The 22,134-nt window shown below is 71.7% G+C and carries 24 protein-coding genes; 12 read left to right on the top strand and 12 right to left on the bottom strand.

Translation table 11 applies throughout. The features are described 5' to 3' along the window. The first annotated feature begins 49 nt into the window (after positions 1-49). A complete protein-coding gene (locus ACZ6TD_RS38215; RefSeq protein ID WP_471345441.1) occupies positions 50-832 on the top strand; it encodes an MBL fold metallo-hydrolase in 783 nt (260 codons plus the stop codon). A 195-nt stretch (positions 833-1,027) separates the two neighbouring features. Here the strand turns inward: ACZ6TD_RS38215 and ACZ6TD_RS38210 are convergent, their stop codons facing one another. The 5 genes from ACZ6TD_RS38210 to ACZ6TD_RS38190 form a co-directional block, all read right to left on the bottom strand. Beyond that, the gene (locus ACZ6TD_RS38210) at positions 1,028-1,720 is read right to left on the bottom strand and encodes a DUF4232 domain-containing protein (protein WP_471345439.1); all 693 of its coding nucleotides are present in this window, start codon (positions 1,718-1,720) and stop codon (positions 1,028-1,030) included. Positions 1,721-2,059: 339 nt separating this feature from the next. After that, positions 2,060-2,770 (bottom strand): alcohol dehydrogenase catalytic domain-containing protein, encoded by a 711-nt coding sequence (locus ACZ6TD_RS38205; RefSeq protein WP_471345437.1) that lies wholly within the window; start codon positions 2,768-2,770, stop codon positions 2,060-2,062. 98 nt (positions 2,771-2,868) lie between these two features. Next, positions 2,869-4,335 (bottom strand): FG-GAP-like repeat-containing protein, encoded by a 1,467-nt coding sequence (locus ACZ6TD_RS38200; RefSeq protein WP_471345435.1) that lies wholly within the window; start codon positions 4,333-4,335, stop codon positions 2,869-2,871. A gap of 560 nt (positions 4,336-4,895) precedes the next feature. Beyond that, positions 4,896-5,744 carry an SDR family NAD(P)-dependent oxidoreductase gene (locus ACZ6TD_RS38195; RefSeq protein WP_471345433.1) on the bottom strand — a complete coding sequence of 283 codons (849 nt, stop codon included), beginning with the start codon at positions 5,742-5,744 and terminating at the stop codon, positions 4,896-4,898. Further along, positions 5,741-6,370 (bottom strand): TetR/AcrR family transcriptional regulator, encoded by a 630-nt coding sequence (locus ACZ6TD_RS38190; RefSeq protein ID WP_471345432.1) that lies wholly within the window; start codon positions 6,368-6,370, stop codon positions 5,741-5,743. The genes ACZ6TD_RS38195 and ACZ6TD_RS38190 overlap by 4 nt, the downstream gene beginning before the upstream one ends. A gap of 305 nt (positions 6,371-6,675) precedes the next feature. Here ACZ6TD_RS38190 and ACZ6TD_RS38185 point away from each other — a divergent pair, with 305 nt between their 5' ends. Next, positions 6,676-7,731 (top strand): LLM class flavin-dependent oxidoreductase, encoded by a 1,056-nt coding sequence (locus tag ACZ6TD_RS38185; RefSeq protein ID WP_471345430.1) that lies wholly within the window; start codon positions 6,676-6,678, stop codon positions 7,729-7,731. Between the two features lie 98 nt (positions 7,732-7,829). Here ACZ6TD_RS38185 and ACZ6TD_RS38180 read toward each other — a convergent pair whose 3' ends face one another. The 4 genes from ACZ6TD_RS38180 to ACZ6TD_RS38165 all read right to left on the bottom strand — a co-directional run bounded on the left by ACZ6TD_RS38180 (position 7,830) and on the right by ACZ6TD_RS38165 (position 10,190). Beyond that, entirely contained in the window at positions 7,830-8,756 is a 927-nt protein-coding gene (locus tag ACZ6TD_RS38180; protein ID WP_471345428.1) for an endo-beta-N-acetylglucosaminidase H, read from the bottom strand. A gap of 286 nt (positions 8,757-9,042) precedes the next feature. Then, positions 9,043-9,315 (bottom strand): hypothetical protein, encoded by a 273-nt coding sequence (locus tag ACZ6TD_RS38175; protein WP_471345426.1) that lies wholly within the window; start codon positions 9,313-9,315, stop codon positions 9,043-9,045. Between the two features lie 9 nt (positions 9,316-9,324). Further along, positions 9,325-9,795 carry a hypothetical protein gene (locus ACZ6TD_RS38170; RefSeq protein WP_471345424.1) on the bottom strand — a complete coding sequence of 157 codons (471 nt, stop codon included), beginning with the start codon at positions 9,793-9,795 and terminating at the stop codon, positions 9,325-9,327. Between the two features lie 8 nt (positions 9,796-9,803). Then, the gene (locus ACZ6TD_RS38165) at positions 9,804-10,190 is read right to left on the bottom strand and encodes an SLC13 family permease (RefSeq protein WP_471345423.1); all 387 of its coding nucleotides are present in this window, start codon (positions 10,188-10,190) and stop codon (positions 9,804-9,806) included. 318 nt (positions 10,191-10,508) lie between these two features. Here ACZ6TD_RS38165 and ACZ6TD_RS38160 point away from each other — a divergent pair, with 318 nt between their 5' ends. The 10 genes from ACZ6TD_RS38160 to ACZ6TD_RS38115 all read left to right on the top strand — a co-directional run bounded on the left by ACZ6TD_RS38160 (position 10,509) and on the right by ACZ6TD_RS38115 (position 18,529). Then, positions 10,509-11,225 carry a FadR/GntR family transcriptional regulator gene (locus ACZ6TD_RS38160; RefSeq protein ID WP_471345421.1) on the top strand — a complete coding sequence of 239 codons (717 nt, stop codon included), beginning with the start codon at positions 10,509-10,511 and terminating at the stop codon, positions 11,223-11,225. Positions 11,226-11,460: 235 nt separating this feature from the next. Then, positions 11,461-12,153 carry an aspartate/glutamate racemase family protein gene (locus ACZ6TD_RS38155; RefSeq protein WP_471345419.1) on the top strand — a complete coding sequence of 231 codons (693 nt, stop codon included), beginning with the start codon at positions 11,461-11,463 and terminating at the stop codon, positions 12,151-12,153. Continuing rightward, positions 12,150-12,986, top strand: coding sequence for a sugar phosphate isomerase/epimerase family protein (locus tag ACZ6TD_RS38150; protein WP_471345418.1), 837 nt, complete (start codon positions 12,150-12,152; stop codon positions 12,984-12,986). The genes ACZ6TD_RS38155 and ACZ6TD_RS38150 overlap by 4 nt, the downstream gene beginning before the upstream one ends. A gap of 37 nt (positions 12,987-13,023) precedes the next feature. Continuing rightward, positions 13,024-14,109, top strand: a complete 1,086-nt coding sequence (locus tag ACZ6TD_RS38145; protein ID WP_471345416.1) for an isocitrate/isopropylmalate dehydrogenase family protein — start codon at positions 13,024-13,026, stop codon at positions 14,107-14,109. 89 nt (positions 14,110-14,198) lie between these two features. Beyond that, on the top strand, positions 14,199-15,461 hold the full coding sequence (otnK, locus tag ACZ6TD_RS38140) for a 3-oxo-tetronate kinase (RefSeq protein WP_471345414.1): 1,263 nt from the start codon (positions 14,199-14,201) through the stop codon (positions 15,459-15,461). After that, on the top strand, positions 15,461-16,096 hold the full coding sequence (otnC, locus tag ACZ6TD_RS38135; protein ID WP_471345412.1) for a 3-oxo-tetronate 4-phosphate decarboxylase: 636 nt from the start codon (positions 15,461-15,463) through the stop codon (positions 16,094-16,096). The genes otnK and otnC overlap by 1 nt, the downstream gene beginning before the upstream one ends. Positions 16,097-16,219: 123 nt before the next feature. Further along, complete coding sequence (locus ACZ6TD_RS38130) at positions 16,220-16,348, top strand: hypothetical protein (protein ID WP_471345411.1); 129 nt, start codon at positions 16,220-16,222, stop codon at positions 16,346-16,348. Then, positions 16,348-17,721 carry an NAD-dependent succinate-semialdehyde dehydrogenase gene (locus tag ACZ6TD_RS38125; protein WP_471345409.1) on the top strand — a complete coding sequence of 458 codons (1,374 nt, stop codon included), beginning with the start codon at positions 16,348-16,350 and terminating at the stop codon, positions 17,719-17,721. The genes ACZ6TD_RS38130 and ACZ6TD_RS38125 overlap by 1 nt, the downstream gene beginning before the upstream one ends. A gap of 26 nt (positions 17,722-17,747) precedes the next feature. Then, on the top strand, positions 17,748-18,215 hold the full coding sequence (locus ACZ6TD_RS38120) for a cupin domain-containing protein (protein ID WP_471345407.1): 468 nt from the start codon (positions 17,748-17,750) through the stop codon (positions 18,213-18,215). 20 nt (positions 18,216-18,235) lie between these two features. Further along, positions 18,236-18,529 carry an antibiotic biosynthesis monooxygenase family protein gene (locus ACZ6TD_RS38115; protein WP_471345405.1) on the top strand — a complete coding sequence of 98 codons (294 nt, stop codon included), beginning with the start codon at positions 18,236-18,238 and terminating at the stop codon, positions 18,527-18,529. Between the two features lie 187 nt (positions 18,530-18,716). Here the strand turns inward: ACZ6TD_RS38115 and ACZ6TD_RS38110 are convergent, their stop codons facing one another. The 3 genes from ACZ6TD_RS38110 to ACZ6TD_RS38100 form a co-directional block, all read right to left on the bottom strand. After that, entirely contained in the window at positions 18,717-18,926 is a 210-nt protein-coding gene (locus ACZ6TD_RS38110) for a hypothetical protein (RefSeq protein WP_471345403.1), read from the bottom strand. An 81-nt stretch (positions 18,927-19,007) separates the two neighbouring features. Then, positions 19,008-20,036 (bottom strand): NADP-dependent oxidoreductase, encoded by a 1,029-nt coding sequence (locus ACZ6TD_RS38105; protein WP_471345402.1) that lies wholly within the window; start codon positions 20,034-20,036, stop codon positions 19,008-19,010. A 121-nt stretch (positions 20,037-20,157) separates the two neighbouring features. After that, on the bottom strand, positions 20,158-22,113 hold the full coding sequence (locus tag ACZ6TD_RS38100; protein WP_471345400.1) for an oxidoreductase: 1,956 nt from the start codon (positions 22,111-22,113) through the stop codon (positions 20,158-20,160). Positions 22,114-22,134: the final 21 nt, after the last annotated feature.

The raw sequence follows: 22,134 nt of genomic DNA, 5'->3' as shown, positions 1-22,134 counted from the left end.
CGTACGATAAATTCCGCGGCAACCAACCACCGGGACGAAGGAGTGCGGGATGCGGGTGCGACGACTGGGCTGGGCCGGACTGGAGATCGAGGCGGGCGGCAAGCGACTGGTGATCGACTACGTGCGGGACCTCTCACCGCTGTTCACGGGGTGGAAGCCCGGCGAGGGGCTGGTGGTGCCGAGCGGAAAGGTCACCGCCGCACTGGTCACCCACCTGCACCGGGACCACACCGACGCGTCCGCGCTCGCGGACGCGCTGACGCCGGGGGCGCCGGTGCTGCGACCGGCGCCCGGTCACGGCGACGACGTGGACAACGTGACGACGCTGCCGGCCGAGCGCGAGCTGGCCCTGCACCGGCTGGCTGCCGAGGTCGTGGATGCCTGGTCCACCCGCGAAGCCGGGCCGTTCCGCGTCACCGCGGTCCCCTCCGTCGACGGGCTGGGCGACCCGCAGCTGAACTGGGTGGTGCAGGCCGACGGGCAGCGGGTCTTCCACGGCGGCGACACGATGTTCCACGGCTACTGGTGGCTCATCGCGCGCCGGTTCAGCCCGTTCGACGCGGCGTTCCTGCCCGCCAACGGCGCGGTGGTCGACGCGCCGCACCTGCAGCCGCCGAGCCCGCTGCCCGCCGCGATGGACCCGAGGCAGGCCGCCGCGGCCGCGGAGATCCTCGCCGCCCGGTACGCGGTGCCGATGCACTACGAGGCGGAGCAGCCGGACAAGATCGCGGGCTACGTCGAGGTCTCCGACCCGGAGAATGAGTTCCGCACGCACGCCGGACGGCGCGCACACGTGCTGGCCGTCGGGGAATGGCTGGACCTGGCCACATGACCGGAAACCCCGCCGCGCCAACGGGCTCCGGCAGCAACAGGACATGGGGCCGACGCGCATGAAGGAGACCACGAACACCGGTGGTCACGCCGGGCGCTGGAGCACGGCGGCGCCCGGCTCGCTGAGGTTGCCGGCCACGGCGATCACGCGCCGTGCGGCGCGTCCCGAACTGACGCGTCACCGGCCGACGGCCCGTCAGAAGTCGTACGGCTTCTCGGTGCTCCAGTTCAGCACGTCGGCCTCGTTCCAGCTGAACCGCGGCTTCTCGCCCTTGGCGTCGACGGAGTAGAAGGGGCCGTCGTGACCGTCCGCGCCGCGCAGCGCGATGGCGAACGACTGCGCCGTCTGGTTCTTCGAGCCGTAAGTGAAGAGGTTCACCGCGCTGTACGCCTTGCCGCCGGGCTGGAGCGTGATGCGCTTGTCGCCGCCGGGGTTGTCCTTCTTCGAGTGCGGCAGTACGGCGTCGTCGTCGCCGAGCTTCACGGCCGGGTAGGAGGTGACCCAGCATGGCTTGGTGCCCTCGTTCGACGCGGTGACCAGCAGGTGGTCGCCCTGCTGCCCGGCGAACCGGTGCACCGCGGTGACCAGCGTCTCGTCGCCGCGGCACTGCTGGGCGGCGACCGTTGTGCTCTTGCTCGCGACCTCGTCCGACCCGCCCGAGGCGGTCGCCGAGCGCGCGCCCGCCTTGGTGTCACCGCCGCTGTTGGCCTGCTCCGCGCCGCCCTTGCCGTCCCCGTTGGACGCGGACCGGCTCTGCGCGGTACCGGCGGCGTTGTCGCCACCCGCCGCCTTCGAGCCGCCGTCGGCGCCACCGCAGGCGGTCAGGCCCAGCGCCAGCGCGGCGGTGACGGCGGCCAGGGTGACGGTGCGAATCCGGGAAGTACGCATGATCGGTTTCCCCCTGCGTTTCGTGCGGGAGTCTTCTTTGGTCGTTCCCGCGGTGTGGACACCACTTTCCCCGGAGCCACTGACGTTCTGGAAACGCCTCACTCACGTCCCGCAAACGAACCGCGCGCGAAGGGCGGGTCTCGTCCGTGACGTTGGTCTGCCACCGCGACACCTGGGACTCCGTCGCGGGGACTTCCGCACGTGCGCGGCGGCGCCCGGTCAGTTGTGCGGCGAGCCTGTGTACGCCGTCCGCCACGCGGTGCAGGGTGTGTGGGGCAAGGGCGATGTCATCGAGGCTTTTCGTTGCGTGGGGCCACGTACCGCAGCCGGGTGGAGGGGTCAGCTCGGGGCCGGGGCCTGGAGCGGGGTGATGTCGCGTATGAAGACGGGCTTGAGGTGCTTCTCCGGCAGCGCGTCGGGCAGTTGCTCCCAGTCGAGGACGCGGGAGACGACGCGTTCGGGCGAGACGTTCCCGGAGGCGGCGAGGTCGAGGGCGTGCGGGATCGGCTCGATCGCCTCGGCTGTGCGGGCGCCGTAGTTCTCGGCCAGACGGCAGTGCTCGACGTCCGGGTCGACGTAGAGGATGTCGCCGGCGCCGAGAGCGCGGGCGATGTCGCACACGTACAGGCCGATGCTGCCGCGGGCGACGACCAGGACCCGGGCGCCGGGACGGGCCCCCAGGTGCGGGGCGACCAGGCGCCAGGCAAGGGACCAGTTGTCGCCGGCCGAGGCCATGGCGACCGGGTCGAGGCCGACCGGCAGCGGGACCAGCATGGCGTCCGCGTACGGGACGCGGACCAGGTCGGAGAAGAGCCCTCCCCAGCTGCCACCGATCGGCGCGCCGTACATGGCCATGTGCGGAACCGACGCACAGTGGGCGGTGAGCCCGCCGCTGCAGGGGGCGCAGCTGCCGCAACTGATGGACCAGGGCACCACGACCAGATCGCCGGGGGCCACGCTGGTCACCCGGTCGCCGATGTCGGTGACGCGGGCCACGCATTCGTGGCCGAGGGCGAACGGCCCGCGTTGGGCAGCCGTCGAGGCGTACATCGAGTGCTCCGGGCGGGGAGGTGCCGGCCCGTCGCCCGGCGGGCGAGCCGACGCTGTGGGGGTGGGCACAACGACCGTAGGGCGCACTCAGCGGTTGCTCAGCTGCTCAGCGGCTTGCCGTACTTCTGAGCCGTGGACAGGTTCGGGAGGCCGAGCGTGCGGGGCGAGAGGGCCGTCGAGCCGTCGGCCGAGCCGCTGCGGAAGAGCCATGCGGCGCCCAGGGAGGCGTTCTCGCCAGGGGAGCCGACCGTGACATCCGGTACACCATCGGCGTTGCAGTCGCCCGAGGCGACCGCCGCGCCGAAGGTGTCGCCCGCCTCGGCGACGCCCGGGACACCGGGCGTGTCCTGGTTCCAGGAGACGGATGTGGCAGCGCCGCCCGCGTCGAGCAGGCCCTGATCGCTGCCGGAGAGCAGCCACGCGGCGCCCGCCCCCGCTTTGTTTCCGATGGCCTCACCAGGAGCGCCCGCGATCAGGTCGTCGCGGCCGTCGCGGTTGACGTCGGCGACCGCGAGGGCGGCGCCGAAGCGGTCGCCGTCCTCGGCCACGCCCGGGACACCCGCCGTGTCCTGGTTGAGAGTCTGGGCGCGGCGGCCGAACGAGCCGCTCGCGGGGCTTCCGTAGTGGACGTGGACGCCGCCCCCCTTGGCGAGTTCTTCGGGGCCGCACGGGTCGTCGATGTTCTCGTCGGCGATTTCACGGCACTCGCCGAGGGCCAGGTCGTCGTGGCCGTCACCGTCGAAGTCGCCGGCGGCCAGGGCGGTCACGCCGGCGTTGTCCGTGTTCCAGAAGTTGGCCATCTCGGACCGGTCGGTGTCCCACTTCCACAGGCGCACGTGAGACTGCGTGTTGGGGTTGCCCGCGGTCCAGTACGCCACGGCCAGGTCGTCGCGGCCGTCGCCGTCGAAGTCGCCGGTGGCCAGGACGGGGGCGCGGCCGCCCATGGGGGCGGCGACGACCGTGGTGATCACGCTGTCTTCCCCCTGGATGACACGAGCGACGACCTTGTCCGTGCCGCCGATCACGATCTCCTTGTTGTCGTCGCCGGTCAGCTCGGCCGCCGCGACCGATGTGCCGTACGCAGCCGACGGCGACGGCCCGGTCAGGACCGTCGCCCCCGGTCCCGGCTCGTCCGTCGAGCCGCCTATGGCGATGACCATGCCCGCGTCCGTACCGCGGTCGGTGACGTCCTCGCCGGGGACACCGGCGAGCAGTTCCGCGATGCCGTCGCCGTTGAGGTCCACCAGGGCCACGGATGCGCCGAAGCGGTCGCCCGCCTCCGGGGTGCCGGGAACCTCGGGAGTGGCCTGGGTGACACGGACGCTTCCGTAGGAGCCGACGCCCTTCGGGCCGCCCCAGACGACGTTCACGTACCCGGCCTTGGCCTGGCCGCCGACGGTCCCGTCCGGGACGCCGACGGCGAGGTCCGCGTAGCCGTCGCCGTTGAAGTCGCTCGTGGCGGTACGAGGTGCGGCAGCGGTGGCGCCGGACGGGAACACCAACCCGGCGGTGGCCACAGCGCCGGCTGCGATGGCGTACGTCAGGATGCGGCAGCTGTGTGGCACGGAGGCTCCCACTCGGTCGACGGGTACGGGTCATCTGGTGTGACCGTCGAAGGGCGGAGCTGGTTGTACGGAGTTCACCGGTGGTTGGCGCCGGGTTAACGGTAGGCGGGCCTCGGTCCGAGCGGACACGGGCGGCGTTGCCGATGGCTCTTCGGCCCGCGTGGCCGCGGACGGCTGCGAAGGCTTCGCGTCCGTGTCCTCCTTCGATTCCTCCGGACCGCACGCGCATGCCACCAGTGCCACGCAGGCCGATACCGCCACAGGACCGGGCGCCCGCGAACGACCTCCGGTCGCGGCTCTCGTCGCGCTCCTGGCCGCGGCTCTGTCGCACCGGGCCAGGCGCCGGGGCGCTGCCGCAAGGCGCTGGCCTCGGACAACGCGCCCCAGCAGCTCGGCAGCTCCCCCGCCACGCCGACTACTTCCCTGCACCTCGTCACGCGCCACGGTCAGGAGGACCGATCCGGCGAGCCGAGCATGCTACGACCGTAGTCGTGGCAGAACAAGCCTGGCCGGATCTCGGCCTGGTCCCGGGCCCAGGCCGCAGGGTGGCCATGCTTGGGTCAGCGCGCCGTCGCGAGGTGGCCGTCCACGAGCGAGAGGCTGCGGGCACGCAGGGTCGCCCTGGCCTGTTCGTCGTATGCCTGGTCGATCGCGCGGGCGGGCCGGAGGCGGTCGAAGAACTGGCCGGTGGTGCCTTCGAGGGCGGGGTCGACGGCGAGCCTGCGGGTGGCCTCGGCTCCCGAGTCGAGGGTGTCGGCGGTGACGCCGATCTCGGACAGGACGATTTTTGTCGGCATGTAGGTGCCGGGATGCAGGCAGGTGGCGGTCAGCTCGGTGGGCGCGAACCGTCCGCCGAGGTCGAAGCAATGCATGATCTGCGCGAGCTTGCTCTGGCCGTAGGCGCGCGTGCCTGAGTAGCCGCGCTCGAGCATGAGGTCGTCGAAGTCGAGCGGGTGCTGGCCCAGGGAAGAGACGTGGACCACGCGGGCGGCGTGCCGCGTGGTCGCGGAGGCCCGCAGGAGCGGGAGCAGGTTCTCGGTGAGCAGGAAAGTCGCCAGATAGTTCACCGCGAAGCGCAGCTCATGGCCGTCGCGGCTGGTGCGGCGCTCGCGTCCGTCGGGCTCGCCTGAGCCGATGCCCGCGTTGTTCACGAGCACGTCGAGGGTGTCGACGCTGTCCGCGATGGTATCGGCCAGCCCGGCCACCTGGGCGAGGTCGGACAGGTCGGCGGTCGCGGTGACAGGTGCGGTGGCGCCGGACTTGAGGATCTCGGCGATGAGCCGTTCGAGCTTGGCGGGGTCGCGGCCGTGCAGGACGAGTCGGACGTCGTCTTCGGTCGCGAGGCGCAGGGCGAGGGCGCGGCCGAGGCCGTCGGTGGCGCCGGTGATCGCGATGGTCGTGGTGGTCATGCCGGTCCTTCCCGCACGGGACTGTGGGTGAGGAGGTTGATGAGGGCATCGACGAGGACCCGATGGGGCTCGCCGGTGGGATTCGCTCCGAGCGGCGGAGGCTCGGCGAGTACCTCGTACCAGAGGAGGCCGAAGACGATCCGAGCGTCGAGTGCCGGTGAACGGCCAGTCGGGAAATCCCCCCGCTCGACGGCGCGGTCCGCCAGGACCTCGAAGGCGGCGCGGCGGCGGGCGAGGAACCGTTCGCGGAAGCCCGCGCCGAATTCCGGGTCGATCTGGGCCTGGGCCATCAGCGTGCGCATCACGCGCATGATCGAGGGGTCGAGGGCCAGCGCGAACGACCGGTCGAGGAACTGGCGGAGGTCGGCCGCGTAGCTGCCGTGATCGTCGAGCCCGATCTGGATATCGGCCTTGAGTACCAGCGCGTCGAGCAGCACGTCGGCCTTTGACGGCCACCAGCGGTACACGGTCTGCTTGCCGGTGCCCGCCCGCGCGGCGATCCCCTGCACCGTCAGTCCCGGGTAGCCGAGCTCGACCGTGAGTTCCCAGGCGGCGGCGAGAATCGCGGTGCGGCTGTCCTCACTGCGCTTGCGGCCGGGTCGGACCGGTTCAGGTGCGGGCGGCATGGCTCCGAGGCTACATGAATCGAATCGAGACGCACCGTTTTAAAATGAGGCGTCCGCGGATCGCCACCGGCCAAGTCGGCCAGCCCACCTGGGCGGACCCGCCCGCTCCGGCACCCGGCGGATGGTCGCGGCACCGGGCGCGATACGCACCGCGCAGGCGTCGGCGACCCCAACGGTGCTTCGTTGCGTCAGGCACGGCCATCCGGTCTGCGCCGGTACGAGATCACGCGACTCCGCAACGGGCCTGCGCCGGGAACTGCCATGCTGAGCATGCTCGATCCCATCCGCACACCTTGGAGGTCTTGATGCGTACGGGCGTCATTGTCGCCGCGCACCCCGGTGTGGAGGACCTCGCCCTGCGGGCCGAGGAGATGGGCTTGCACAGCTTCTGGGTCTACGACACCCCGATGGTCCACGGTGACCCCTTCGTCGCCTTGAGCCTGTGCGCGAAGGCCACCAGCCGCATCAGGCTCGGCATCGGCGTGACCTCACCGGCGCTGCGCTCGGCCCCGGCCGCCGCGAGCGCGCTGGCCAGCCTCAACGCCCTGGCACCGGGCCGGATCATCTGCGGGGTCGGCACCGGAAACACCGCCCGGCGCACCCTGGGCATGCGGCCGACCACGGCGGCCAGGCTGGAGAACTTCACCGCCGCGCTGCAGGACCTGTGCGCCGGACGTTCGACGGAGTACCGCGAAGGTGACCGGGTCCGCGACATCCGGTTCCTGCACACCCGGGCGCATGTGAACACCGCCGACCCGATCGAGTTCGTCGTGGCCGCGCTGCTCGGACCCAAGGCCGCCGCCGTCGCCGGCCGCCGCGGCACCGGCCTCATCTCCTTCGGCCTGCTGGACCCCACCGCCTGGCACGCGATGCACGACGCCCGCCGTCACGCCGCCCAGGCCACACCCCATGACCCCGACTCCCACGCGGACTCCTACGTGGTCACCTCGCTCCACCTCCTCGACGAGGACGAGGACCCCCACGGCGCCCCGGCCCGGGACGCCACAGGCCACCTCGTCATGTCGCTACTGGCCTTCGCCGCCGACACACCCGCCTTCGCCGAGCAACTCGGCCCTGAGGAAGGCGAGGCGGTGCGGCGGCTCCTTGACCGGCGCGGCACCACCTCCACCGCACCGGACCGGCACACCAAGCTCTACCCCAACTACCTCGGACGCATCGCGCCGCAGGACCGCGACCTGGTCCTGCCCTCGTTGATGAACACCCTGGCCCTGGTCGGCACCCGCGACGACCTCCTCACCCGCATCACCGCCCTGGAACAGGCCGGCATCGACGAACTCCTCATCCAGCCGGTGATCGACCCGCCCACCGAGATGGCCCAGCTCGCCAAACTCCTCAGCTGAGCGGACCCGCCCGCCGCACGTCCATGACGTGCACACCTGCGCCGCCTGCCTGGGGAAACGGGCCGGCCGAGGCACGCGCGCCGGGGCGTGCGGTCGCCTCACGGCGTGTAGACGGCATCGCTGCCGTACAGCTCCCTGGTGAACGCGGAGACATCGGCGCTGCGATCGGCGCCGTCGAGGTTGTACGTCAGATAGACACCGTACCCCTCGCTGACGGTGCGGCGGGCGAGGCCGGCGGCCGTGCTCTGCGCGGTCCTGCCGATCTCGACAGCCGCCGGCGACAGCTTCGACTTGGGCAGTGCCACGCGGGGAACCTGCCAGGTGCCGTAGTACGGGTTCCAGGCGTAGTCGAACTTGGACGAGACGTCGACGCCGCCGTAGGAGAGGCGCGACGCGGCCGGGCCGATGTTGTAGAGGCTGATGATCTTGTCCGGCATGTTCGCGCGCAGTGCCGTCACCAGGTGCACGAACGAGCTGTCGTTGGGCTGGCCTGTGCCGTTGTTGCCGTAATCCGCGTACTCGTCGTCGAAGTCGATGCCGTCGAGGCCGTACTTGGCCACGGTGTCCGACAGTTTTTTCGCGAACGCCGAAGCCTCTTGCTGGGAAGGGAAGTTGGCGAAGCCCGCGCCCTGATGGTTGCCGAGCACCGAGAGGACGACCTTGATGCCCTTCTGCTGCAACGGCCGTATCTCCGTGGCGGCGTTGTCGAGGACGCGCTGCACGTTCTCGTTGAAGTGCAGATACGCCGCCTTCGTACCCGTGTCGTAGTTGATGTTCGCCGCGAAGACCACGGCGACGTCGAAGACGTTGCCGCCGCCCTTGGCGAGGGTGTACTTGCCGACGTTCAGCATGCTGTTGTTGTTCACCTCGACGTACGCCACCGAGGTCGGCCCCTGTTTCGCGGGAGCGGGGGCCGCTGCCGCGCCGGTCGTGGCGTTCGCCGCGGTCCCGCCGAAGGCGAGGGCCGCGACCGCCGAGAGCGCGAACGCGGCCGTCCGTACTCTGCTCCGTACCAGAGTGAACATCGTTGACCGGTCTCCCCTCGCATGGGTCGGCGCCCGACCTGTTCGAAAGCGCCGAGTGAGCCCTCCAAGTCTTCCGCTCCCGTAACCGAATCCCGAGAATCGCGCGAGAACTCTTCACGACTCCCACGCACATCACGCCGCACCCCGGCGCCTGGGCAAGGAAGTTGGTGCGTCCAGATCCCAGGATCCGGACCATTCTCGGGCCAGTAAGGGCACTTCCAGTGCCCGTAGAGGACAGCGTTGGGGACGGGGCGCCGCGCGGCCGGCCCTCAACGCGCCCGCACTCCTAGGCGATGGTGATGGCGCCGGTGACGAGCGCGAACACGATGTAGGCGAGCGAGACGGGCACGCCCCAGCGCATGGCGACCTTTTGGAAGTCCCCGAGGTCCGCCTTGACCAGGCCGAGGAGGACCCACAGCGGCGCGGAGGTGGGGCCCATACTGTGGAGGATCTGACCGATGGCGCCGACGCGGGCGATCTCGTTGGCGTGGATGCCGTAGTGGCTCGCGGATTCGGCCAGGCCAGGTACGACGCCGAACCAGTAGGCGTCGTTCGACATGAAGAAGCCTCACGGCAGGGCGAGAACGGCCGTGAAGAGGGGGACGAGGTTGCCCCAGGTGTCGGGGACGATCGACAGGGCCGCGTTCGCCATGGCCTTGATCATTCCGGCGTCGGTCATGATGCCGGTGAAGATGCCGGCGGCCAGGACGAGCATCATGACGGGCACGGCGTTGGCGGCCTGCCGCTTGATGAGTTCCTGCTGCTTCTCGATGGACGGGATGTTGAGGAGCAGCGCGATGACGAAGGCGACCATGAACAGGACGACCAACTCGGCGACTTCGAGGATGAGAAGGGCCATCAGGAGCACGGTGAGGGCGGCGTTGGCCCACATGCGCCATGTGACCTCGACCCTCGGGATCGCTTCACCGGAGGCGACCTCGAGCTGGTAGGCGGCCAGCTTTTCGGGGGCGAGCTTGCGGCGTTCACCCAGGCCGAGCCAGTAGGCGACGGCGATGATGGCCAGGCAGGTGAGCGCCATGGGGCCGATTAGATCGGCAGGAACGCCGAGCAGACGATCATGTAGCTGGTCGTGCCGTCGCCATCGAGCGCGACGAGGAGCGTGAGCACGGCGGTGCCGACGACGATCTTGACCGGATCGCCCTTGGAGGCGCGGATGATGAACGCCGAAATCGGGTCGAAGAGCTTGGCCTCCATCATCAGGCCGAAGTAGAGGACGGCGAACAGGAGCAGGGCCGCCGTGGGGGCGACGGTGTCCAGGCCGTTGATGATCATGTCGCCGAGCTTGGCACCCTTGCCGGCGGTGACGGCGGCGGCGATGGGCGTGAGCATGATGGCGGTGAACGCGGAGAGGTGCTTGCGCATCACGAGCAGCATGAAGCTGCCCGGTGTGGCGAAGCCGAGGACGGCGAGCATCGTTGCTCCTTGAGGCGGGACCGAGGCCACCGTCGAAGGCGGCCGGGTACGGCGCGAATCCGCGCGGGGCTGATGACCGGGCGTGCGGGAGGGCGAACCTGCGGGGGCGGCTCAGGGTTCGTGCGGCACGGCCAGTGGCGGCTAACCGGTTTACCGGTCGGCCGGTAGGTAACTAGACTCCTGGCTGATTCGTCAATACCGAAGTCCTGTCCACGTGCCGCCGACGTCCCGTGAAGACCCTCATGGGGGTGCCACCGAAGCCCTTCAGGACACCGCCGCCGGCCCGTCCCGGACCTGCCCGCCGAAGCGAGGAATGTCATGGCCGAACTCTCGAGGATCACGGTCGAGCCGCGGGAACCGCTGGCCGCCGAGGTCTCGCGCCGCCTCATCGAGTACCTGATGTCCGGCGCGGTCCAGCCCGGCGACCGCATCCCGTCGGAGCGCCGGCTCACCGAGATGCTCGGGGTCAACCGGCCGACCGTGCGCGAGGCCATCAAATCGCTCGGGTTCCTGGGCCTGCTGGAGATCCGGCAGTCCAGCGGCACCTACTTCCGCGGCACCGACTCCGACGTCCTCTACCGGCTCTTCGAACTCGGCCTGGTGCTCGGTGAGCGCGGCGCGAAGGACATGCTCCAGGCGCGCGCCGAACTGGAGGTCGTCGTCGCGGGACTCGCCGCCGAGGCGCGCGACGAGGCGGGCGTGGAGCTGCTGCGCGCCCGGCTCAGGGCGATGCGCGAGTGCCCGGACACGGAGTTCGCCGAAGCCGACACCGCCTTTCACGCAGCCCTGGCCGAGCTGTCCGGCAACTCGGTACTGCGTGACATGCTCAGGGGAATGCGCGCGATGATCCAGCGCGGCTGGGTCGAGCGCACCGGGGCCGTACGGACGCGCGAGGTCGCCTACGACGACCACGTGCCGATCTTCCAGGCGGTCGAGAAGGGCGACGGACAGGCCGCCCGGGAGGCCATGTCCCGGCACATGCGGGGCGCGTCCCGCCGTCTGCGCGAAGCGCTGGAGCAGCGCGCCGAGGACTGACCGGCGCGGGCCCCGGCCCGGCACCGTCCGGCACGGCCCGGCCCTCACCAGCACAGTCCGGCCCGGCCCGACGGGGCTCGCCTTCCCAGGGGTGACCTTGGAGGCGGCTCCCCGCACGCTCATCCGGTTAACCGGTTGACCGGTGAATCGGATGTGCTTAGAGTGGCGCCGCGGCACCGAATCAAGCAGTGCCGCCAACCGGAAGAGCCGGACGAACCGGTAGAGGGGAACCCCGGTGCACCACCCACCCCTGATCGCCATGATTCACGCCGTTCCGGATGCCGCCCGGATCGCCGAGGACACCTTCGCCCGGGAGTTTCCCGAGGCCCTGCTCTGGAACCTGCTGGACGACCGGCTTCTGGACGACGCCCGCGAGGCCGGCGGTCTCATCCCCGCCCTGCGCCGCCGCATGCTGCGCCTCATCGGCCACGCCGTCGAGGGCGGCGCCCAGGGCATCCTGCTGACCTGCTCCTCGTACGGCGAAGTCGTCGACGCGGCCCGCACATTGTGGGAGATCCCCGTCCTGAAGTCGGACGAATCGATGTTCCGTGCCGCACTCACCGGGCCCTACGGCCGGCTCGCCGTCGCCGCCTCCACTCCCCCGGCCGTTCCGGCCGCTGTCGCTCAACTCGACTCCCTGACCGCCCGGTTGAGGCCGGACCGCCCGGCCCGGATCACCGCCGTGCTGAGCGAGACGGCCACCACCGCCGCGACGCCGCGGGACGCGGCCCGCCACCTCGTGGACGCGCTGCGCACCTCCGGCGCGGACGGCGTCGAGGCCGTGCTGCTCGCGCAGTACTCCCTGGCCCCGGCAGGGCCCGCCCTGTCGGAATTTCTTGGCCTGCCGGTCCTGGACGGGGCCGGCGCCGCCGCCCGGGAACTGCGCGCAGCCCTGCTACCCGAGATGCCCGCGCAGGTCGCGCCGTGACCCGCCGGCTCGACGCCCTGCCCTGGCCGTTGGCGTACACCGTCTCGTCCGACGACTGCCGTACGCCGATGCCGCTCGGTTTCGACGCGCCGCTCGCCGAGGCAGCCCGCCAACTGGCCGAGCTCGGCTACGACGGCGTGGAGGTCCAGGTGCGGGACGTCGGCGCCCGTGACGCGGACCGGCTGCTCGCGGCGGTCGGTCCCACCGGGCTGCGGATCACTGCTCTGGGCACCGGACCGGTCACCGCGCAGGACGGTCTGAGCCTCACCGACCCGGCTCCCGACGTGCGCCGGCACGCGCTGGACCGGCTGCTCGGCGCGGCCCGGCTGGCCGCCGCGCTCGGTGTCCCGGTCACTCTCGGCCAGTCCCGCGGCACGTTTCTGCCGGGCCTGGAGAAACCGCAGCGGCACTGGGCGGAGCAGGCGGTGCGGCGTCTCGCCGCCGAGGCCGGCGCGCTGGGCACCCGGCTGCTGATCGAACCGCAGGCCCGGACCAACACGTCGCTGTGGCACACCCCGGACGAGGCACTCGCCTTCACCGCCACCCTCGACGGGCCCACCGGACTCGTCCTGGACACGCACCACCTGGAGGCCGAGGGCCTCGACCCGGTGGCCGCCGTCGCCGAGCACGTGACGACGACCGGCTGTGTGCAGCTCGCCTCCGCCGCCGGGCGCGGCCCGCTCACCGTCGGCGACCCCCGGCTGCCAGCCCTCCTGCGGGCGCTGCACAACGGCGGCTTCACGGGCTGGCTGACCTTCGAGCACGTACAGGACGGCGCCAGCGCCCGCGCGGCGGCCCGCTCCTGGACCGCCCTGCACGACGCCGCCCTCTGACATCACCGGACACCGACTCACCGCAAAGGAAACCCACATGAGCACCACCTACCGCCTCGGCGTCCTGGAGGGCGACGGCATCGGCCCCGAGATCGTCCCGTCCGCCGTGGAGATCGCCACCGCCGCGGCCCGCGCCACCGGCACCATGATCGACTGGGTCACGCTGCCCCTCGGCTCGTCCTCGATCGAGACCCACGGCACCCCGGTCCCGAACGAGACCACCTCCGCCCTCGCGGACCTCGACGGCTGGTACCTGGGCCCGCACGACTCGGTGTCCTACCCCGAGCCGCACAAGTCCGCGCTCAACCCCTCGGGCACCCTGCGCAAGCACTTCCAGCTCTTCGCCAACATCCGCCCGGCGAAGTCGTTCCCGGGCGCCAAGGCCGTCTGCGACAACGCCGATCTGGTCATCGTTCGCGAGAACACCGAGGGCTTCTACGCCGACCGCAACACCTTCGCGGGAACGGGTGAGTTCATGCCCACCCCCGACACAGCGATCATGCTGGGCATCATCACCCGCGAGGCCACCGAGCGCGTCGCCCGCGTCGCCTTCGAGCTGGCCCGCTCACGCCGCAAGAGGCTGACGATCGTCCACAAGGCCAACGTCCTGAAGCTGACGACCGGCCTGTTCCGGACCGTCTGCCGGGAAGTGGCGAAGGAGTACCCGGACGTCACGGTCGACGACTTCCACATCGACGCCATGACCGTCCACCTGGTGCGCCGCGCCCAGGACTTCGACGTCATCGTCACCGAGAACATGTTCGGCGACATCCTCTCCGACCTCGCCGGCGAGATCTCCGGCTCGCTCGGCACCGCCCCGTCCATCAACGCCTCCGCGGACCGCGCCATGGCCCAGGCGTCGCACGGCTCGGCCCCCGACATCGCCGGGCAGAACATCGCCAACCCGGTCGCCATGATCCTCTCCGCCGCGATGCTCTTCGAGTGGCTGGCCGCCCGCCACGAGGACCCTGCCCCGGCCCAGGTCGCCAAGATCATCGAGGCGGGTGTGGCGCAGGCCATCGCATCGGGCACCTCCACGCGTGACCTGGGCGGTTCCGCGTCCACGACCGAGTTCACCGCCGCCGCCGTCAAGGCGATCGAGGCGGGCGCGGGTCAGCACTGACCTCCCCCGACCGTGGGGCGGGCGCCCTCACCGCCCTGACCGGCGCCCTCCCCCGCACTGCTTCCCCCTGTGCCAGAGGAGCCCTACCCATGACCCTGCGCATCGGCTGCATAGCCGACGACTTCACCGGCGGCACCGATGTCGCAGCCGCCTTCCGACGCGCGGGCCTGCGCACCGCCCTCGTCTTCGGCGTGCCCGACGCCAGCACCCCGCTGCCCGCCGACTGCGACGCCGCGGTGATCGCCCTCAAGTCCCGCTCCACACCCGCCGACGAGGCCGTCACCGAGTCGCTGGACGTCCAGCGCTGGCTGTGGTCGAAGGGCGCGGCGCAGATCTACTTCAAGTACTGCTCCACCTTCGACTCGACGTCCGAGGGCAATATCGGTCCGGTCACCGACGCCCTCCTTGACGCCGCGGGGGCGCCGCTCACCTTGGCCTGCCCGGCCTCCCCGCCCAACGGGCGCACGGTCTACCAGGGCCACCTGTTCGTCCACGACCAGCTGCTCTCCGACTCGCCGCTGCGCCACCACCCGCTCAACCCGATGACGGACTCGTCGCTGCCGCGCCTGCTCGCCGCGCAGACCGAGCACCGCGTCGGCCTCGTCCCGCTGACCACGGTCCGGGCCGGCGTCGACGCCGTCCGCGAGGCACTGCTCGCCCATGAGCGCGGCGGCGTACGGCATGTGATCGCGGACGCGCTCACCGACGACGACCTCGCGGTCCTGGGCGCCGCCTCGCTCGAACTGCCCGTCGTCACCGGCGCCGCGGGCCTGGCCGAAGGACTCGGCCACGGCTACCCGGCCTCGGGCACGGCCGTCACCGAACCGCTCCCGGCCGGGGGCCGGTCCGCCGTCCTGGCAGGCAGCTGCTCGGCCCGCACGCTGGAGCAGATCGCCGACTTCTACGCCGCCGGACTGCCCTGTCTCCACCTGGACGTGCTCGCGGCCGCCGCCGGACGCGACGTCGTCACGGAGGCGCTCGACTGGTACGACGCCCAGGACCCGGGGCTGCCCGTCCTCGTGTACGCCTCCGCCTCACCCGACGAACTCGCCGCTGTCCAGAGGCAGTTGGGGGTATCCGAGGCCGCCGCCCAGGTGGAGGCGCTGCTCGGTGCGCTCGCCGCCCAGCTCGTCGAACGGGGCGTGCGCCGCCTCCTCGTCGCCGGCGGCGAGACCTCTGGTGCCGTGACCACCGCCCTGGCCATCCGTACCGTCCTGGTCGCGGACGAAGCGGACCCGGGCGTCCCGTGGACCCGCGCCACGACGCCCCACGGCGACCTCGCCCTGATGCTCAAGTCGGGCAACTTCGGCGCCCCGGACCTGTTCGTCCGCGCCCTGAAGGGGACCTCCTGATGTCCCCGTACGCCGATGAAGCGGCGGTTCGCTCCCTGATCGTGCGCACGGCCCGCTCCCTGTTCGCCCGCGGCCTCACCCACGGCTCCACCGGCAACCTCTCGGTCCGCCTCGCCGACGGCACCCTGCTCCTCACGCCGACCGGGTCGAGCCTGGGCAACCTCACGGAGGACGGCCTGTCGCGCACGGACGTGCGGGCCCGCCACCTCGACGGCCCGCGGCCGACGAAGGAAGCCTTCCTGCACGCCGCGTTCTACCGCGCCAGGCCCACCGCCCACGCCGTGGTCCACACGCACTCGACGCACGCGGCGGCGGTCTCCTGCCTCGCGGACGTCGACCCCACGGACGCCCTCCCGCCCCTGACCGCGTACTACGCGATGCGCATCGGGACGCTGCCGCTGCTGCCGTACCACGCACCCGGCGACGACCGCCTCGAACCGCTCGCGGAGCGGACGGCCCGCACCCACCACGCGGTGCTGCTCGCCAACCACGGCCCGGTCGTCGCCGGAGCCGGCCTCGAACAAGCCGCCGACGCCACCGAGGAACTGGAGGAGACCGCCCGGCTCCACCTCCTCCTCCGCGGCCACCGCACCCGCCCCCTCACCCCCGAACAGGCTGCCGCGCTCGCACCCTGAGGAGGGTGCGCCGTCTCCTGCCACGAGGACAACGGCCTGCTGCGCGACCTGGTCGTTCCGCTCCTCCGCCACCGCGACGGCGACGACCGCCTCGCCCGCGCCGCCGCCCTCGTCACCGGCGCCGTGGAGAGCGTCCTGGACAACCCGGCCACCCGCACCCGCGACATCGGCGGCACCCTCGACACCGCCGCCTTCGCCGCCGAGATCCGCCGCACCATCGACACCCTCGCGCACACCGGAGACAGCCTCTGATGATCACCTCCCACAACCCGGCCACCGACGCCGAACTCGCCCACTACGCCCCGCAGTCCGCGCGGGAGGTCGACGGCATCCTCGAAGCCGCCGCCACCGCCCAGGCCGCCTGGCGCCGCCACACGGTCGCCGGACGCACCCCGCTCCTCCGGGAGATGGCCCGCGTCCTGCGCGAGGGCCGCGACACCTACGCCGCCCTCATCACCGCCGAGATGGGCAAGCCGATCACCGAGGCGCGCGCCGAGATCGGCAAGTGCGCGCTCACCTGCGAGTACTACGCGGACCACGCCCCAGCCCAGCTCGCCGACCGTCCCGTCGCCTCGAACGCCACCGAGAGCGCCGTCGTCCACGACCCGCTGGGCGTGGTCCTCGCGGTGATGCCGTGGAACTACCCGTTCTGGCAGTTCTTCCGGTTCGCCGCACCCGCCCTGGCCGCGGGCAACGGCGCCCTGCTCAAGCACGCCAACAACGTGCCGCAGTGCGCCCTCGCCGTCGAGGGGGTCGTCCGCAAGGCCGGCGCCCCCGAGGGTCTGTGCCGGACCCTGCTCATCGACGTCGACCAGGTCGCCGGGATCATCGCCGACCCGCGCGTCGCCGCCGTCACCCTCACCGGGTCCACCGAGGTCGGCTCGATCGTCGCCGCGCAGGCCGCGGCCGTACTGAAGAAGCAGGTGCTCGAACTCGGCGGCTCCGACCCGTTCGTCGTCCTCGCCGACGCCGACATCCCGCAGGCCGCCGCGACCGCCGTCAAGGCCCGGTACGTCAACGTCGGCCAGTCCTGCGTGAACGCCAAGCGGTTCATCGTGGAGAACGCGGTGGCCGACGCGTTCGTGGCCGCGTTCACCGAGGGGGCGGCCGCGCTCACCGTGGGCGACCCGACCGACCCGGACACCGCGATCGGCCCGATGGCCCGCGCGAACCTCCGCGCCACCCTGCACGACCAGGTCGAACGCACCGTCGCCGCGGGCGCCGTCCTCAAGACGGGCGGGCGGATCCCCGACGGGCCCGGCTGCTACTACCCGCCCACCGTCCTCGACCGCGTCCGCCCCGGCATGGCCGCCTTCGACGAGGAGACCTTCGGCCCCGTCGCCGCCATCACCCGCGCCGCGGACGCCGACGAGGCCATCGCCCTCGCCAACCGCACCGAGTACGGTCTGGGCGCCGCGCTGTGGACCTCCGACCTGGACCGCGCCCGCCACCTGGCGAGGGTCCTCGACGCCGGCGCCGTCTTCATCAACGGCATGGTCGCCTCCGACCCCCGCCTGCCCTTCGGCGGCATCAAGCGCTCCGGATATGGCCGCGAGCTCGGCGCCGAGGGCATCCGCGAATTCACCAACACCAAGACGGTCTGGATCGGCCCCGCGGCCGACTGAGCACACCGGAAACGGAGCACCACCTCATGAGCACCACCGACACTCCCGACGACGCCGACCAGCCCTGCTGCGGCGCCTTCCCGCCCGCCGTCCTGCGCCCCGCCGAACTGCCCGCCTTCAGCCGCGGCGGCGGCGCCCGCACCATCCCCCTGGTCACCCAGGCGGTCGGCGCCGAGGTCTTCCTCACCGGCCAGACCCTCTTCGAGGGCGGCGCCGGCATCCCGCCGCACACCCACAACTGCCCCGAGAGCGTGACCATCCTCGAAGGCGACGCCATCGTCGAGATCGACGGGGTCGAGCACGAGGTGACCCGCTTCGACACCACTTACGTCGCGGCGGGCACCCCGCACCGCTTCCGCAACGCCTCCGCCACCGAGCCCATGCGGATCCTGTGGATCTACGCTTCGGTCGACGCCACCCGCACCCTCGTGGAGACGGGTGTCACCGCGCGCGTCGACGCCGAGCACAACAAGGCTGTATCGGCGCGCAGTTGAGAGAAGGGACAGACCACACCGTGATCATCGAGATCGCCCAGATAGAGATCCTCCCCGGCCACGAGGACGACTTCGAGAGGGCCTTCGCCGAAGCCCGCCCCCACTTCCTCGGCGCCGAAGGCTGCCACGGCGTCGAGCTGCACCGCAGCGTCGAACACCCCACCCGCTACCGCCTCATGGTCCGGTGGGAGACGGTCGAGCACCACACCGTCACCTTCCGCGGCTCCGACGGCTTCGCCCAGTGGCGGGCGCTCGCCGGGCCGCACTTCGCGGCTCCGCCGCAGGTCGAACACGTGTACTCCGTCGCTCCATGACGTCGGCGGCCGGGACCGGCTCCGGTCCCGGCCGACCCCGGCACCCTCGCGGAGGCACGCACCATGGCCCCGGACTCCGGGCCCACTCCTCTGACGCGCCGCACGGCGGCCCGCATCGTGGAGCACATCGCGACCGGTCAGCCGCCCGTCGGCACCCGCCTGGTCGAGCGCGCGCTCGCCGAGCAGCTCAAGCTAACCGATGCTCACCTCGCTCGACGCCTACCAGGACGGCTACCGCTTCCGCCTGGCCATCGAGCCCGCCGCCGTCCTCGAACCCGGCTTCGTCCTGGACCGCGACGCCGTAGAAGCGGTCCGCGCCCAGCAACAGCGCCTGGTCGACGGTGATATCCGCACCATCGGCAACGCCCAGCCGTACGACCTCAACAGCCGCTTCCACGAAACCGTCATGGCGTACTGCCGCAACACCTTCTTCATCGACGCGCTGCGCCGCGTCGACCGCCCCAGTCCCCCCATCGAGTCAGCCGAGGCTGACGAGCGTCTTTCCAGCCGTCCGGCCGGCGATCATCTCCGTCAGCGCATGCGGAGCCGACTCCAGACCCGCGAAAACCGTCTCGCGATAATCCAGCTCGCCGCTGCGCAGCCACCCGGTCATCCGGCGTCGCATCTGCCCCATGAGATGCAGGTTGCTGCTCCCGCGGAACCCACGAAGGGTCAGGTCCTTGGACACCGCGAGGAACAGGTTCCGCGGCCCGGCCGAGCCGGACTCGTACTCCGAGATCGAGCCACACATCGCTACCCGCCCACCCCTCCTCAAGTGGGACAGGGCGGCCTCGAGGTGGGTCCCTCCGACGGAGTCGAAATAGACGTCGATTCCGTCGGGCGCGATGTCGCCCAGCCTCGCCTCGATGTCCCCCACCCGGTAGTTGAAGGCGTCGGCGCCCAGGCGGTCGCGCAGCCAGTCGACCTTGTCGTCGGTGCCCGCGCTGGCCACGACCCGGTTGCCCATGAGCCGTGCGATCTGCACGGCCAGGCTGCCCACCGCCCCCGCGGCAGCCGAGACCCAGACCGTTTCCCCACCGCGCAACGCGTCAACGACGTGCAGACCGGCGTAGGCCGTCAGACCCATACCGCCCAGCGGGCCGAGATACCACCGTGGCTCGCATTCATCGACGTCCAGGCGTGTCAGGGTGCCGAGTCCGCTGAGCTGCTCGGCACCCGCGTCCACGACGGCGTACTCGCGCCAGCCCTGGGCGTGCCACACCACGTCACCCGGGGCGAAGCCCTCGGCCCGGGACTCCACCACCTCCCCCACTGTCATGATGCCGTCCATGGCGCGGCCGAGAGCGAAGGCGGCGAAATAGCCGGAGGGCGCGTCGGGACGCAGCCGCAGCCGAAGGCCGGGGTCCACCGATGTCCATGTGTTGCGTACGAGCACCTGCCCCGGCCCGGGCCGGGCCACGGGGACCTCGACCACCTCGAAGTCGTCCGGGCTGACGCCGCCGACCGGGTACGTCCTGACCCGGATCTCCCGCCCAGTACGCATCATGCCGGTACCACCGTGAGCTTCGACATCGCTCCGAGAATCACGACCTTCTCGCTGTCATCGTTCATGCATATGAGTGAACCACATTGAACCAATATCAGTTTGGTTCGATCGGGCGCAATGGTCAAGCACGTCTGCGCGGCATACGGTGTCGTACGGCGGTGGCGACCGTGACTGCGGCCTCCCGCCCCTCGGCGATCGCGTGCGCCACACGTCGCGGAACCACGGCGTCGCCAACCGTCAGTACCAGGGGGGCGGCGCAGTCCAGGGCGCCGTGCGGGCGGCGCTCCCCCACCACGACGACCCGGTCCGCGGGCACGGTGGTGGTCCCTCCGGAGGTGCGGTGAGCGACGGTGACGCCCTCGGGGCTGATGCCGGTCGCCGTGCACAGCGGCAGGATCTCGAGTTCGCAGGTGCCCGACAGACGTTCCAGCAACTGGACGCGGCTCTCGGGCGGGATCGCCCCGGCGAAGGCCGTTCCCGGGGTGACGAATGTGATGCGGGGAACCCCTGCGGCCACGGCCAGTTCTACGACGTCGCACCCCGGCCACCAGCCGAACCCGTCGTCGGCCACGAGCACCTGCGCGGCACCTGCCAGCGACGGAACTCCCCGCGCCAACGCGACCGACGAGGCCATGGCACCGGCCGCCAGCAGCGGCGATGTCTCCACCGCGCCCGTGGCCAGCACCACGGCGTCGAATCCTTCGAGTTCGGCGCCCGGCTCCACGGTCTGCCCCAGACGTACGTCGACACCCGCGGCGGACAGCCCCCGTTCGTAGAAGCCGAGCAGCGCGGCCCAACCGGTGCGGTGGGGCGCCAGAGCCGCCGTGGCGAGCTGCCCGCCCAGCCGGTCGGCGGCCTCGAAGAGAACGACATCCGCCACCCCGGCGTGGGCGAGACTCAGCGCGCACTCCAGGCCCGCGGGCCCCGCCCCCACGACGGCGACGCGCTGTGCGGTTGCCAGTGCCGGATCCCACGCGCGCACCAGCGGTGCGGCGGGCCGCCGCGGTTCGCCGGGCGGCGCGAGGTCCGGGTTGACCACGCACAGCAGCACCGGGTCGAACGTCCGGCAGTCCTCGTTGCAGGCCACGCAGGGCCGGACCTCCGCCGCACGGCCGGTGAGCACCTTGCGCGGCAGGTCCGGATCGGCGATGAGTGCGCGCGCCATCCCCACCAGATCGGCTCCGGCCGCCAGGGCGTCGCCGATCGAGGCCGCGGTGCGGAAGGCGTGGGACGCCACGAGCGGCCGGGTGACAAGTGGCCGCAGACGCGCCAGATCGTCCAGGACCGGGGGGCGTTCGGTGGCCATGTCACGGACGTACGTGGTTCGCACCCCGACGGTGACGTTGACGTAGTCGACCAGCGGATCCACGGCCGGCAGCAGCGCGGCCAGCTCGTCCGGCGTCAGCGCCACGTCCTCCGAGGCGTCGACGCTGAAACGGATGCCCAGCAATGCGTCGGCCGACAGCCCTCGAATCGCGGCGATCACCCGCTCCAGTACCTCGAGCCCGTCCCGGCGCGGGTTCGTGCGCGGCGAGAGGAACTGCTCCAGCAGATAGGCGTGAGCGGCGTGCAATTCGATGCCGTCGAACCCCGCCTCCAGAGCGTGGGCGGACGATACCCGGAACGCCTCCACCACCTCGTCGATCTCGCTGCCCAGCAGAGCACGCGGCGCCGTCGGCTCACGGGGAGAGCGCACGGCCGCGGGCGCGACCGGTGCGTAGTACGACTGCGCTCCGAGCGTCTCCCGGCCGAGGTGAACGAGTTGGCAGACGGCGACCGCGCCTTCGGCGTGCATGGCCTCCACCCGCTCCCGCAGCGGACCCACCGCCTCCGGACGATGGAGCTGAAGGATGTTCCCCTGCCGCGGCGCGGACTCCGGCGCCACCGTCGTACCGCCGCAGACCAGCAGCGCCGCGCCACCGGCCGCCAGACGGCCCCAGTACTCGGCGTCGCCGCCAACCGGCAGCCCGTCCCGTACGAAACCGCTGGCGTGGGCCGTGGCGACCAGCCGGTTCCGCAGCGTCGACGAACCGATGACCAGCGGTGCGGCGGCCAAGGGAAGATGTGATGCGGCCATGAGCCCTCCGGCATCGGTCGT

This window comes from Streptomyces yongxingensis, assembly GCF_055597465.1.
Note: the sequence above shows the minus strand (reverse complement) of the source record. Positions and strands in the feature narration are given on the sequence as shown.